This is a genomic window from Shewanella saliphila (assembly GCF_014648295.1).
Classification (GTDB): Bacteria; Pseudomonadota; Gammaproteobacteria; order Enterobacterales; family Shewanellaceae; genus Shewanella; species Shewanella saliphila.
Genome location: NZ_BMQV01000013.1, coordinates 1 through 14,548, shown reverse-complemented (window position 1 = coordinate 14,548; position 14,548 = coordinate 1). Strand labels below are relative to the sequence as shown.

12 protein-coding genes and 1 pseudogene are annotated in these 14,548 nt (G+C 41.7%); 9 read left to right on the top strand and 4 right to left on the bottom strand.

Annotated features, from left to right (window positions below):
* Window positions 1–71: 71 nt before the first annotated feature.
* On the bottom strand, window positions 72–629 hold the full coding sequence (locus tag IEY48_RS08185; protein ID WP_188919264.1) for an arylesterase: 558 nt from the start codon (window positions 627–629) through the stop codon (window positions 72–74).
* Between the two features lie 61 nt (window positions 630–690).
* On the opposite strand from IEY48_RS08185, the gene IEY48_RS08180 reads away from it, so the two are divergent.
* Window positions 691–1,440 carry an ABC transporter ATP-binding protein gene (locus IEY48_RS08180; protein WP_188919151.1) on the top strand — a complete coding sequence of 250 codons (750 nt, stop codon included), beginning with the start codon at window positions 691–693 and terminating at the stop codon, window positions 1,438–1,440.
* A complete protein-coding gene (locus IEY48_RS08175; RefSeq protein ID WP_188919149.1) occupies window positions 1,440–3,923 on the top strand; it encodes an ABC transporter permease in 2,484 nt (827 codons plus the stop codon). The genes IEY48_RS08180 and IEY48_RS08175 overlap by 1 nt, the downstream gene beginning before the upstream one ends.
* Window positions 3,924–4,014: 91 nt before the next feature.
* Here IEY48_RS08175 and IEY48_RS08170 read toward each other — a convergent pair whose 3' ends face one another.
* Window positions 4,015–4,269 (bottom strand): TIGR03643 family protein, encoded by a 255-nt coding sequence (locus IEY48_RS08170; RefSeq protein ID WP_188919147.1) that lies wholly within the window; start codon window positions 4,267–4,269, stop codon window positions 4,015–4,017.
* Window positions 4,270–4,389: 120 nt separating this feature from the next.
* Here IEY48_RS08170 and IEY48_RS08165 point away from each other — a divergent pair, with 120 nt between their 5' ends.
* The 4 genes from IEY48_RS08165 (at window position 4,390) to IEY48_RS08150 (ending at window position 7,638) form a co-directional block, all read left to right on the top strand.
* A complete protein-coding gene (locus IEY48_RS08165; protein ID WP_188919145.1) occupies window positions 4,390–5,109 on the top strand; it encodes a pseudouridine synthase in 720 nt (239 codons plus the stop codon).
* A 156-nt stretch (window positions 5,110–5,265) separates the two neighbouring features.
* Window positions 5,266–6,162: a LysR family transcriptional regulator gene (locus tag IEY48_RS08160; protein ID WP_188919143.1), complete on the top strand. Its 897-nt coding sequence runs from the start codon at window positions 5,266–5,268 to the stop codon at window positions 6,160–6,162.
* Between the two features lie 600 nt (window positions 6,163–6,762).
* Complete coding sequence (locus tag IEY48_RS08155) at window positions 6,763–7,095, top strand: immunity protein Imm33 domain-containing protein (RefSeq protein ID WP_188919141.1); 333 nt, start codon at window positions 6,763–6,765, stop codon at window positions 7,093–7,095.
* 105 nt (window positions 7,096–7,200) lie between these two features.
* On the top strand, window positions 7,201–7,638 hold the full coding sequence (locus IEY48_RS08150; protein ID WP_188919140.1) for a hypothetical protein: 438 nt from the start codon (window positions 7,201–7,203) through the stop codon (window positions 7,636–7,638).
* Between the two features lie 270 nt (window positions 7,639–7,908).
* Here the strand turns inward: IEY48_RS08150 and IEY48_RS20660 are convergent.
* Window positions 7,909–8,081, bottom strand: a pseudogene (locus tag IEY48_RS20660) (IS91 family transposase); the annotation flags it as partial.
* Between the two features lie 805 nt (window positions 8,082–8,886).
* Here IEY48_RS20660 and IEY48_RS08145 point away from each other — a divergent pair.
* The 3 genes from IEY48_RS08145 (at window position 8,887) to IEY48_RS08135 (ending at window position 13,150) form a co-directional block, all read left to right on the top strand.
* Window positions 8,887–9,558, top strand: coding sequence for a Crp/Fnr family transcriptional regulator (locus tag IEY48_RS08145; RefSeq protein WP_188919138.1), 672 nt, complete (start codon window positions 8,887–8,889; stop codon window positions 9,556–9,558).
* Window positions 9,559–9,722: 164 nt separating this feature from the next.
* Window positions 9,723–10,937, top strand: a complete 1,215-nt coding sequence (locus IEY48_RS08140) for a 4Fe-4S binding protein (RefSeq protein ID WP_188919136.1) — start codon at window positions 9,723–9,725, stop codon at window positions 10,935–10,937.
* Between the two features lie 689 nt (window positions 10,938–11,626).
* A complete protein-coding gene (locus tag IEY48_RS08135) occupies window positions 11,627–13,150 on the top strand; it encodes a hypothetical protein (RefSeq protein WP_188919134.1) in 1,524 nt (507 codons plus the stop codon).
* A 309-nt stretch (window positions 13,151–13,459) separates the two neighbouring features.
* Here the strand turns inward: IEY48_RS08135 and IEY48_RS08130 are convergent, their stop codons facing one another.
* Entirely contained in the window at window positions 13,460–14,350 is an 891-nt protein-coding gene (locus tag IEY48_RS08130; protein WP_188919132.1) for a TIGR01777 family oxidoreductase, read from the bottom strand.
* Between the last annotated feature and the right edge of the window lie 198 nt (window positions 14,351–14,548).

Sequence of the window (14,548 nt, the reverse complement as noted above, 5' to 3'; positions counted from 1 at the left end):
TTAATATGACTTTTATTGATTTTATTAAAATCTTTTTAACATTTGCTGTGAAAGTCATAAAATTTAAATAGTTACTTATCTAGCGCTTCAGTGATCCAAGGGAGCATCCATTGCGTAATTTTACTTTGAGCCTGCTCATTAGGGTGAATACCATCGCGTTGCATTAGGCTTTTATCGGCGGCAATCTCTTGCATAAAGAATGGCGCTAAGTTGATAGCGTATTCGCCAGCTAATTGATGATAGACCTCAGTGAACATTTTGCTATAACGAGGGCCATAATTAGGCGGCACCATGATTTCAGTTAATAACACTTTTGCGCCTTGATCTTCTGCTAGCGTAATGATTTTTGTAAGATTTGATTTCAGCTGGTTTGGTGGGAAACCACGTAGGCCATCATTGCCACCTAGCTCAACAACCACTAGGTCAGGTTGGCTGGAGGCCAGTAAATTCGGGAGTCTGCGCAATCCTCCAGCGGTTGTTTCACCACTAACAGAGCCGTTAACAATAGTGTGTTGCGGCAGTTCATCGCGCAGCAATTGCACCCAGCCTTGGTTTTCTGGCATGCCATAGCCTGCACTTAGGCTATCGCCTAGTATCAAAACCGTGGCAGCATAGGTAGGCGCGCACATCAACATTAACGTAAATGCAGCTGCTAATATGCGTTTAAGCGACAAAAATAAGAAGGATTGTATGTCTAATAATAGCGTTCTAAATACCAGTGCCATAACGGTAACTAACCTTAATAAAACTGTGGTGACCCAAGAGGGAGAGTTGTCTATCCTCAACGGCATTAATATAGAAGTCAAGCAGGGCGACAGTATTGCTATTCTTGGACCGTCGGGTTCGGGTAAATCAACCTTGCTTGGATTATTAGCAGCATTAGACACACCAACTTCAGGTGAAATTGTCCTTGATGGGGTGGCATTATCAGGACTCAATGAAGAACAAAAAGCAGCGCTGCGTAAACAAAAAGTCAGTTTTATTTTTCAATCCTTTATGTTGGTCGACACCTTAACCGCGTTAGAAAACGTGATGTTGCCTGCTGAGCTTGCTGGCGTTACCGATGCGAAACAAAAAGCGCAAGCGATGCTTGAACGTGTTGGCTTGTCGCATCGCTTAAACCACTTACCGAAACAATTATCGGGCGGTGAGCAGCAACGTGTTGCGATTGCCAGAGCATTTATTTGTGAACCTAAAGTGCTGTTTGCCGATGAGCCGACCGGTAACTTAGACAGTGTAAATGGCGACAAAATTGCCGACATGTTATTTGTCCTCAACCAAGAAAGCGACACCACTTTGGTACTGGTTACTCATGACTTACACCTTGCCCAGCGTTGTGCAAGGCAGTTAGTGATGGAAAGCGGTCATTTATCTGAGCCTGCAGCAGAAGCGACCCAGCGCGAAAGTGCATCTGATCCACAACTAGTGGAGGCAAACTAATGGAATGGCGCATTGCTTGGCGTTTGTTTAAGCGTGAGCTTGCACAAGGCCAATTAGTTTTAATTGTGTTAGCGATAACACTAGCCGTATTGTCGGTCACTGGGCTTGCTCGGGTTAGCGAGCGTTTACAAGTGGCCATTAATGGTGAAGCCGCTAACTTTATTGCTGCCGACCGTATTATCGATTCACCCGTTGAGTTAGACCCTAAAGTGTTAACCATTGCAGACGACATTGGCCTTGCCCATGTCACTAATATGCAATTTAACTCTATGGTGTATTCTGGCGATAAATTTCAATTAGTGACCGTAAAAGCAGTGGGTGATGGTTACCCACTAAAAGGCGATATTGAGCTCAGCACCGGCACAACGCGCGCGTTACCGCAAACAGGCCAAGCCTGGTATGAAAATCGTTTAGGCGGCTTGCTTAATTACCCTAAAAGCATTGAATTAGGTAACAGTGAGTTATCACTAACCGAAGAAATCAGTCGCTTACCCGACGCCGGTTTTAATCCGTTTGCCTCATCACCAGTGTTGCTTATTCACCTAAATGATGTTGCTGCAACAGGGATTATTCAGCCGGGCAGCCGCGTAACTTACCTGTACCAGTTTACCGGTAATGCTGAGCAATTAAGCGCATTTGAGCAACAAGCTAAACCGTTACTCAATAACAGCCAACGTTGGGTTGATGTGCAGTCGGGCGATTCACCTATTGCCTCAGCGGTACAGCGTGCAGAGCGCTTTTTATTACTGGCCAGTTTATTGGGTATTGCATTGGCGTGTGCGGCTATCGGTATTGCGGCGCAGCGTTATTGTCAACGCCATTATGATGTGGTCGCGATGCTAAAAACCTTTGGCGCGTCGGGTAAACAAATCCGCGTGTTATTTGGTTTGCATCTTTCATTAGTGACCATATTGGGTATTGCGCTTGGTTTAATCGGTGGCTTGTTACTCGATCTTGGTATCACGGCGTTTTTACCGCCCGAAATCGCTGCGTATTCGCCGCCTTACTTACGCCCTGTATTACTCGGTGTCAGTACCGGGTTAATCAGTGCGTTTATGTTTTCGGCTTATCCGTTAATGCGTTTATTGGCGATCCCGCCACTGCGGGTGCTGCAACGTCAGCTTGAGGGTTTACAACTCGGCATGTGGTTGCATTTGCTCCTCAGCTTAGCGGCGATGGCGCTTTTAGGTTATTTGTATTCTAAAAGCCTCGCACTCACCATGACGGTAGTGTTAGCGGTCATGTTACTTGGCGTGTTACTGAGCCTATTAGGGTTTGTGATGATCCGCCTCGGTCACGGCATTGGCATGAGAACCACCAACCCATTGCAACTTGCTTTGGCTGGGCTGCGTCGTCGCGCTCGTCAAAATGCGGTGCAATTAGTCGGTTTTAGCAGTGCTTTGGTGTTGTTGCTGACTATCTTGGCACTAAGACAAGATTTGCTTAACGAGTGGCAAAAGCAGTTACCAGAAAATGCGCCTAATTACTTTTTGGTGAACATTGCCCCTGAAGACAGCAAACCGCTCGATGACTTTTTAACCCTCAATCATATTAAAGCTACCGATATATATCCGGTTGTGCGTGGACGTTTAACCCACATTAATGATGAAGAGTTAATTTCTCGTCGCCAATCAGAAGATGGCGAAGAAGGTCGAGTGGGGATCTCTCGTGAGTTAAACTTAACTTATCGTGATACCTTGCCGCCCAATAACAAATTGCTTGAGGGTCAGTTTAATCAAACCGACGATGAGGTGTCTGTTGAATCTGGTGTGGCTGAGCGTTTGGAACTTAAACTGGGTGATAAACTGACTTATCGAATCGATAACCAGGATTTGTCGGTCACTGTTGCCAGTATTAGACAGGTACAGTGGGAAACCTTACAGCCAAACTTTTATATGATTTTTACCCCTAAAGCACTTGAGCCTTTTGCGTATACCTCTATGGCCAGTTTTCATCTTAATGATCAACTATTGGCCGCAGACGGCAGCCTATTAACGGCAGACCAGGTGGTGTTGCAATTAATTAGGCAATTCCCGACGGTGTCGATTATTGATGTTGGCGCCATGGTAGGGCAGTTAAGGCAAATTATTGAGCAAGTGTCTTTGTCTTTGTCGTTAGTCTTAGCATTGGTGTTGTTGGCCAGTGCGCTAGTGCTGATTGCCCAAACGGAGGCCGGTATGGCCACTCGTCAACGTGAGTTAGCGGTATTACGCACCTTTGGCGCATCGGGTTGGTTATTGCGGGCATCAACCGGCTTTGAGTTTGCCCTACTGGGTGCCATTGCTGGCTTGTTAGCGGTCATCGTGGCTGAGTTTGCCTTGTACATGCTTAAAACTCAGGTGTTTGAGTTGGTTGTGTATATGCATTGGCCATGGTGGGGAATCGCACCTGTGGCTGGCGCCGCCATTGTTTCAATACTCGGCGTGTGGCGTTGCAGACAATTATTGAATAAGTCGTGCAGTGATATGTTAAAAGCGGGTTAGCACACACTGACCTCAATAACCGCTAAATGAGCGAAGGGAGATGCATTGTCATCTCCCTTTTGTTTTTTACTTCATAGATCCCGAACTCAGGCTATTTAGATCGCGGCTTATATTGAGTAGGGCAGTAACCACGATCAACTCCCTCAGGTCGTAACTTAAGGTGTTTGGTTTTTCGGCCTGTAACGCGTGCTCGCCACAGTTTAAAGCTACCTGGTTTCATGGTACTGCGCATCAATTTGATGACGGCAGATTCGTTTAAGCTATATAAGTGTTCAATGGCTTCAAATGGCGTACGATCTTCCCAGGCCATTTCAATAATTCTTGAGGTATCTTGCGCTGAAAGCATTGCGTATGATGTCGTTATTGGGTTTGCCAATACATACGTTAAACAGCCTGACTTAGTTTATAGCGTGTTTATAAATAGTTTAACGATGGTTTAAATCATTATCCTGGGTATCACTATCACATGCGTCTTGACCGTTTTGTCAGTAAAAGTACCGAATTAACGCAACAGCAAGTGAGTGACTGTATCGCTCAAGCCAATGTGTCGGTGAATGGCGTTGCCGTTACCGATGAAGCCACTCAAGTGCATGAAAATAATCTGGTGCAATTCAATGGGCAAACCTTAGTACCGCGTCCTTTTCGTTATCTGTTATTACATAAGCCGCAGCAAACCTTGTGTTCAAACGTCGATGGAGTTCATCCATCGGTATTCTCGTTACTGGATATTGAGCGGCCGTCAGAGCTTCATATTGCCGGGCGCTTAGATGCTGATACTACAGGATTGGTGTTAATAACCGACGATGGCCGTTGGACATTTAATATCACCTCGCCCAAATACGCGTGTTATAAAACTTATCGGGTTAATTTGGCAAAACCGATTAAAGAGGATGTCGCCGAGCGCTTTGCCAATGGGATCGCATTACAGGGCGAAAAGGGCTTAACATTACCTGCAAGGTTAGAGATTATCTCAGCACAACAGGTGTTGCTTACACTCACTGAAGGTAAGTTTCATCAGGTTAAACGCATGTTTGCCGCCGTGGGCAATAAAGTGGTAGCGCTGCATCGGCAACGTATTGGTGCAGTAGAACTCGATGTGCCTGAAGGTCAGTGGCGCTATTTAACCGCAGAGGAGATCAGCTCTTTTTACACGGTAAATAGCGAAGATGGAGCGGCTCTTAGCTAACATCAACATAAAACTCGTTTTTCAACATTTCTTATCAATACAAGAATTATCAATAAAAGACGTATCAATAAAAGACTTATCAAAAATAGACTTATCGATAATCTAAAATTATCAAAGCTGTTATGCTATCGACATCATTTAGCGTTGGAGTTTGGCATGTTAAATCAGCAATGGTTAACCACCTTTATTAAGTTAGTTGAAGTCGGGCACTTTACCCACACCGCAGAACAACTGTTTATGACCCAACCCGGGGTGAGCCAACACATTAAAAAGTTGGAAGAGCAAGTGGGGGTGGCATTGTTATATCGTGTTGGAAAACGTTTTGAGCTGACTGAAGCGGGCATTCAACTACATCAACAAGCCTTACTTTGGCAGCAACAGCAGCAACAACTGTTATCACAACTGGCTGTTGATGATGTTTATGTTGGCGAGTGCCGAGTGGCATGTTCTGGCTCGCTGGCGTTATTACTTTATCCGCATTTAATTGATTACCAACAGCCGCACCAGCAATTACAAATCTCACTCGAAGCTGCGCCTAATAAGCGCATCATTGACAATGTGTTAGCCAACCAGGTTGAGCTTGGCATTATCACCCAAGCTGTGCATATGGATGAGCTCGAACTCACACCTCTTGGGCAGCAAGCTTTATGTATTGTGATGCCGAAAAAGTATCAAGAAACCACCTTAAACTTTGAACAATTAATGGCACTTGGCATGGTAGCGCATCCCGATGGTATGCATTATTGGCAACAAATTGTGAATCATTACTTTAATGACAAGCAAGCCATGGCACAACAAGTGCCAATAAGAAGTTATGTTAACCAGCTGAATCAGATACTGGTACCAGTAGCAAAAGGCTTAGCCTTTGCCGTGTTGCCACAATTTGCCGTAGACAGTTTTGCCCAGCAAGCCCAAATATGCATTGCCAAGCTCGATGGTATAGAGGATCCAAAGCAGGGCGTCAGTGAGCCATTATTTTTAATCAACAAGAAGCACCGCCCGTTGGCAAAACGCTACCAACCCATCATCGATATTATTCATAATTTGGTTTGAGTCTGTTTATGATTTTATTATTTAGGTGTTTTTAGGGCTATTGGGTTTGGAGGGGGCATTGCTGGCTCATTTTTGTCTTATTGGGTATTTAGTCTATTGCCTACGACCACTAACATCGTGGTGTAATTAGCTTTGGCCGTTGTTGCAGCATGACCCGAATGCCCCTCATAAACACAATGTACTTTAGCGTTGCAAACAAGCTTTATTTGAACCCAAGCCACCAGTTGCACATGTGAAAAAATCAAAAGCGTTAACGATACAATCAGCTTGAGTATTTTTATATGGGACGTGCTGGTTTTATGTACAGTTATAATGATTTTCCATCAGTTTATGATAAAAAATGATTGAAAATCGTGCGTTAGTTGTAACTGTTGAGAAATAAAAAATCGTAATTATCTGATATTGTTATCTTTAATTTTTGCTACCGTGACACCGAAGCCTACTTTATCTGCAAGCACGGTTTGCTTTTGTCTGTTAGAGGCAATTAATTGCTTTACTTCAATAAGATAGCAAATGTAGGATGATATTAATCAATAAGTTAAGGGACTGGCTTTACAGCGCAAGCCCTTCAATAAGCTGTTACATGTCTTAAGGAATATCGTGTCTAGTCAAAAGGAAGTGTGCGAAAAATTTAAGGCCGACTTCATACCTTGCTCTGAAATAGAGAAGCTTGGCCTTGCTGTAGAGACGCTAGGTAAACTTCCAATAAATGGTCTGCGTCATAAAGCAGAAAATGGAACATGTGGCTGGTATATTTGGTGCGGTGAAGAACTGAGTCAAGACCCCGATTTTTTTAAACCGTTACACGTTAGCCATATAAAAGAATACTTACCTGAAATAGAGCAGTATTTAGCATTGCCCACAGGGTATAGATTTTTAATCGCTGATGATTATGAGGATGTATGGCAAGACTCATCGCTCATCAACATGTAACAAGTGCATGTTGCATCAGCCACTGCGTGGCTTGGACGGTTTTTCCGCTCGTGCCTCGCTACAAAACCGCCGCAAATGCAGGCGTTATATGCTCAAGGAAGAATTGTGATTAAATTTATAGTTTCTCTATTAATTTTACTACCTTTATTTGCGCAAGCGAATACTGAATTTTGTGAGGATCATACTCCCAGAACTACTGCAACTAATGGCGGTGAAAAGTATGGTCTTATTGTTCCTGGAAGCAAAGTTAAAAAAGCTGGTTCGTGGTCACCTAAAGAAATGGTTTCACCACCTTTAGCTACCTACAAAGCATATTCTATAGTCCAAGATTGGGCTGTAAATAATTTGCCTAAGTTCGATGGCATCGAAATTAGAAGTGTAGAATTAGTTAAGTATCATTGTCTCGTTGGCTTTTCTAAAGAAGAGTATTGGTATTACGTTGTTGAGTACGATCCTCTTCTAGACGGCAACAAAATGTATGGTTCAAAAAATTTCGTTGCTGTTTTAATGTCGGGCGAGGTTATTGGTGTTAAGAGCATATAACTAATAAGGATAGGCCGCGCGAAGCCGCGTCCTTATACCAAGTGTACTTTGGTAGGAGAATAGCCCGAACAGCTGAGAGTGACTCTTTATTATGTAAATATCAGCTCGAGAAAACGCGCTGTTTGATGTGATGGTTATCTGGCAACTTTTCTGTAGTCAGCAAGCGACCTTAGCCCCTTTGCTAGTTGTTTAACTCTACTCATTTCAGTGCGTTAAATTAATCCTCCACGGTATTCCGTTAAGCCATTATCCTTATTATCATTTTCAACATTAGGTTGAGGTCATTACGTTCGTCGGTCGTGCCCCTACGCCCATAAAGCACATTGGTTGCTGACAACATGGGCAACTGCTCGTTACTAATCTGCGCTGTATCTCGGAAATGATTGGAAATATGCCCCTGCCACAGCCTGCATAAGTTGTATTTGTAACCTGAGCTTTTTAGCAACTGTGCGTTACGTCATAAAAATACGAATTCATATTTATTACTTTAAAACTGCGTATATACACACGGTCTTCTTTTAAAAAACAAGGACAAAATCATCTTACCTTTTATTTTCAATTGGTTAATTGTACCTCAAAAAAATTTGCTGACAGTAAAGCGGTGTGAAATGGCTTCTTTTATCGCGAGAATCGTTAATGCAAAGCGATGCAACGAAATTTAATGATGCTCTACTGTCAGCAAGGCGACAGATCGAACCTCCCATCTGAATTAAATTTGGCCCGAATCATATTCACTCTCGAGCAATTACAACGGCTAATGACATGCTTAATTATTCGATTTTAATGTCGGTTGAGGTGTTGTTGTCACTACTTGGCGAGATCTGGACATTAAAGAATGTTCAATGTTTTAAAAACGATTATCTTAAAATGATTGCCGATAGAGATGGTTAACCTGAACGCATGAAATGGTATGTACCAAATTATCAAAATTAGGATTGCATAACTCGTGATGATGAAGGGCAAGGTGTCAAGTGTATCTTTGATTGCTAATAGCATTGTTCAATGTATTTTTGTACAAAAAATAGAATTGTATGTTTAATCGCTAACTTATTGATATCAGGTATGAATATTTCAAAATAAGCGCTTAACGCTGAGTCGGTATCAAGTTAATATTCACGATGAGGCTCGCGTTACTTAAGGTGTTTAGCCCTGTGAATCAACAGCTTAATAGTTATTGATAAATAACATAAAATCGTTAATTAGACCGTTAACAACAATTTCTATCGTAAATATTATGGAGAGCGCGACATGCAATCGAAAATGAGAATGTCACGAATAAATATCATTGAGAAACTTAGAGAACCTCAATACGAAGGGTTTCTGGATGAATTCAGATGCAAAAGCTTTCCTAAAGGACAACTATTTAGCATCCCGAGTATGGGAAACAATGAAGTGTTTATTGTGCATTCAGGCCGGGTACGCGTTTATCTTTCTTATGAAGGGCGTGAGTTTACCCTCTGTTTTCTTGAGCCTGGCGACATATTCAGCACACATACTCGAGCATTTTTGGAGACATGCAAGGATTCAACCTTGATGCTTGTTGGGGCTGATATTTTTCGCGATAAAATCGCTAAATTTCCTGAATTATCAATCGTGATGACAGGCATTTTAGGTGAAGCATTAGGCAGTACGTTAGATCTTATCGAGGGGCTAATATTTCATGATGCGAGGTATCGATTAATCGAGTTTGTACTGTCATGGGGACAAACATCGGGTGAACAAACGGCAGAAGGACTCCGATTTGAATGCGATTTAAGCATGGAAGATATTTCACTACTGATTGGGACGACACGCCAAACCACGTCGTCATTGATGAATAACCTCATTCGTAATGGCTACTTAAGTCGAGACGGAAGGAAATACTTTATTATCAACAGATTAGATGACCTTAAGGGGTTGTTGAATAATAACACTAACTGAACTAAGTAAACTGCAACGTATTTCTTATCATCATCGACTTGACTGCAGGCTCATGGCAACAAGATACAAAATGGCAACTGTAACAGAGTGTTGTGGTTGCAATTGCCTTTAGGCAGAACCTTTATCCATTATTGGCAGCAAACAAAATAATATAGGGATCCTCTATGAGTACAATTGAATCAATCACCTTAATGCTAGCCCTAGTATATAGCACCAGCTTATTGTACTGGGGTGGGAAAAAATGGGGCGCATTGGTCAGCGGGACATTATTGCTCGGCGCGACTATCGCCAGTTTTTTCTGGCCGTTATTACTTATTTTGTTTGGCGCCGTCGTCGTTGTTATCACATTGGGTCAATACCAACCTGCCTTTGCTAATGCTGAAGGTAGGCCGAATAAAATACGCGAGATTTGCCAACATTTTTTTGCCCTTTCCATGTTATTGGTTGGCGTGCAATACGCCATTAATGCAGCAATGCTGTATGCCGGAAAAACACCTTGGTTAATGCGACCAGATGTAGGTGATGCCTTTTTACCCATTGCTGGCGGTATTGAACTTAAAGCCATTTTAACGTTAGGTTTGTGGGATCAAAATCATCCAGCGGCCGTTGTAATGTTGTGTGTGGTGTTATTAACAGGGCTTATTTGCAAACGCGCTTTTTGTGGCTGGGCTTGTCCATTAGGCTTAGCAGGTGAATACCTTTATAAACTCAGAAAACGTTTTATCTCTGCTGAACTTCTGCCTCCTGCATGGTTAGACTGGCCACTGAGAATGCTTAAATACTTATTATTAGCCGCACTCATGTATTTGGTTATTTCAATGCCAACCGCAACGCTTCCTCACTACTTGACAGGCAATTACCACAAAGTCGCTGACTTAAAAATGGCTGTGTTTTTTATGATGCCATCAATAGGTGCCTTGATTGGTTTCAGCTTCATATTTGCGTTAGCAGCATGGCGTCGTCAAGGGTTCTGTCGCTACATTTGCCCTTACGGCGCGATGTTAGGGATAGTGAGCTTTGCTAGCCCGTTTAAAATTCGCCGGAGTACACAACATTGCTTAATTGAAACTAAAGGCATGAGTTGTGATAAATGTACCCGAGCTTGCCCTGCTAATATATCGGTTCATACTCAAAAAAATATCCACTCAGACGAATGCCAAGCCTGTATGCGTTGTATGTCAGCTTGCCCTAAAAAAGAGGCACTGCAATTTAGCACCCGTAATGGCATTAAACTTTCTGCAAGAGGATTGATGATCTTACTGTTTACGCTGATGTTTATGGTGCCATTATTTGCCTATGTAAGTGGTTACTGGCACAGCCAAACTCCTCAAGATATAAAGATGGAGCTGATACAAAAGCTGGATCGTATCGGTCATTAGTTTTAACTTCTACTTTATCCATCCCTTAACGGTTTGATTAAACCAGTTGAAATCTCAAACTGGCTTATTTAATCGTTAAGGGGCTTTGTTAAACATCATTTCTTCTTTTTATTTTCATTGGATTTAATACTGCGAAGAAGACTGCGCTATCGGCACATCGAATAGTATCGGTCTTGGTGAGTTGCAACCTATCTCGCAGTTTCATTAAGTCTACTCTTCACTGTTAGTCCATTAACTTTGGCCGTTTCCACAAGTTACTGAACAAATGCAGTTATAAAAATATTTGTTATTTCGCCCTGATATATCTTTGCTCTGCGGCTTATAAATCGCATGTTATTTATATTTTAACAATTGTTAAGCTCCGAATTCAGATAATAAATGTGGCATACAAAATGCTTTGTTAGTCATTAACACTTCAAGTTTTGTGTTATAGACGTTTGAAATACATTTCATTTCTATGATTTGAGTACAAATGTCATAAAAATGGCAGTCTAGTATGATAAGTCTGTTTTTTTTGCTCGATATTTATTCGAATATTCATGTAGATAATAAGTTTTTTGACAGTGTGTTCATGGTTTATTTGTTAATTTTTTGAACATAAATTTTACATAATAACCTAATAAATACCGCTTTAGATTGTATATGGATGTTGTACTAAACAATAATTTAATTATTTAAGGGTTCCAGATATGAATAAAACCATTGTTGCTTCACTGATCATTCCAGTTTTACTTTCAGGGTGCGGCTCATCAAGTAGCAGCTCAAGTACGCCGGTAAATTATACGTGGCAAATTGTACAACTCGTTTCAATAGATGAAGAAACAGCAGTAGATGATGGTTGCGCTATTTATGCTAATTCGACTGTTAATGATGATGAAGTGATTACTGCAGTAGTCGCCACTGATGACTATAATATTCTTTATCATAACTCAGACGGCAGTATTTTTGAGAGCTTTTCGTCCGCAGAGTTTAGTGATGGTGAAGTCGTTATTAACGCAAATGATGTACCTGATGATGGTTTTGTCTCTCTTGAGGAAGTAGATGGTTCATTAAGTACTTATGCTGATGTTTATATGTTTAGTGTGGGTAAATCATTGCTTTCAGATTTAGTTGTTAATGTTCGTCAAACACAAAGTACAAGTAATAGCTGCTATAGCGTAGATGGTAATGATGATTATAGAGACGATGCTGCCAATGATTATGCAACTATTAGCATAAACCAACCTAGCAGTACTGTTAACTATTATCAGACGAGTTACGATATAGATTCTGTGACAGGGCAAGATTTTTCTTCACGAATACCTGTCATTTCTCCTCTTTCCACAACTCGCGATTTATTAGTGACAGCTTTTGATGATTATGATGATGCGACAGGGGAAAAGAACCTATTAAGTTATTACAATTTTCTCGATTCTAGTTTTATTTATGAATACGACGTTGAAAATAATATCGATGATTACGAGACATCGGGTGATTTAATTAATGATGATTTAGTTTATTTGAACTGGAGTATTGAAAACTATGCTGGAACTTCAGTTACTCCTAATGAAAGTAGCGTTGTTGTAGAACATAACGATGTGATTTATTTTTGGCAGTCTCTATACGCGAGTAATGTATTAACAGTGCCAGATACTGAAACTGTAGATGACCGTTGGGCTGGCTACTTTAGCGGAAATGAATCCGGTTGGGACTTCGAAGGATTTGTGTCAATCGACTCTGATATAGATGTAAATCTAACATTACCCTCATTAAGTGAGATGAGTTCAGCAACGCTTGAGAGCTATTATAGAGAGGGCAGTACAACGCCCTATTATCGTGTTGATACCGATGAGAGTTACGATACTGAAGGTTATAAGTTGCAACGAACCCAAGTACGCATGATTGATAATTCAAACAATATTATTTATCAGTCAATTTATGCGCCGGTAAGTACTTCACCCATACTTCTCGATAACTCTCAATATGTGCTCACATTAGGTACGGTGGATAAAATAGAAATAAACTTAATCAGTTCAAGTGCCGATTCTGATGATGCAGTCCAATATTTAATGGGACAAAATATAGACAAAGTTACTCTAGGTGACACCCCTGATACCATCAATGATTTTAATGATGCTAATGGGTTTGTGGCTAATGGTGATGAGTGGAACGACCTTGAAATCGCAATGATTGAAAGCACAACACTAACGGTAAAAAATTCTATCACTAATTAATAAGTTGAAAGATATAAAAACACTGATTGTGGCAACAGTCAGTGTTTTTATTATTGAAAATTATCAATCATTGACATGGCTATATGATGAATGGCTGTAAAGATGGGACATTGTTTTGTTATGCCCGCTGGGAAACCTTGAGATGTTAAGCATTAGTGACCTAAGCCATAACGACAAAGCACAAAAGTGACAACTTAAATTACCGCTGTACCACCGTCCAGCATTTATTTACTCACTGCACTCTCACTGCAAAACTCAACCCAAAAACCAATCCCATTTAATTCGCCACGCATTCAACTCACCACGCTTTTAACTCACCACATCAGTAAGTGCCGCTTCAATATTGGTATAGTTGAACTCATAACCGGCTTTGATCGCATTGGTGGGCAGTACAAATTGGCCTTCAATAAGTAACTGTGACATTTCACCCATAGCCAGTCTCAGTGCTAACGGTGGCGTGGTGATAATCGCTGGGCGGTTAAGCACTTTGCCTAATGTTTGTGAAAATACTTTATTACTTACCGGATTTGGTGCCGTGGCATTGAACACGCCTTGCAAGGGTGGGTGCTCGAGTAAATAGTTAATTAAGCCCACCAAGTCGCTGATGTGGATCCAGCTCATGCCTTGATCGCCTTTACCGATGGGACCACCAACGCCGAGCTTAAACGGTGGTAACATTTTGGCTAACGCGCCGCCATTTTTACCCAATACAATCCCTATGCGAGTAATGCACACGCGGGTTTGTTGCGATTGTGCTTGCAGGGCGAGGTCTTCCCATTTTTGGCAAATATCGTGGCCAAATTCGGCGTGGAATCCGCTTTTTTCATCAACAGGCGTTGCACTTTGAGCACCGTAATAACCTATTGCTGAGCCGCTAATAAAGGTATGAGGCGGGTTACTGCTGTTGCGAATAAGCTGGCTAATGGCGGCGGTAATATCCCAGCGGCTATTGCAAATAAGCTGCTTTTGTTTAGTAGACCAACGTTTTGCAACTATGGGTTCGCCAGCTAAATTGATCACCGCATCAATGTCGTTGAGGTCGGTTTTGTCAGCCAGGCTTGACCAGTATTGATGTTGCTCGCCCAATTTGGCTTTGGCGGCACTAATATTGCGGCTTAATATCACCAATTGATGCTGTGTGAGCGAGCCCACTAACTGTTGGCCTACAAAGCCGGTGGCGCCAGTGATTAATATTTTCATATCACCCCCAATATAGTATGCCGATAGAACTCAATTATACGGCCATCAACATCAAAATGATCATCCGCTAGCTTATACCAATCCGCATTAGACTTTGCCCATATTAGCCCAGTCTCGTGTACACAAACTTTTTACCCTATCCTTGCACTGAATAAATATATTCCAGGCTTTACAACACTGCTCCACGATATCGTTATA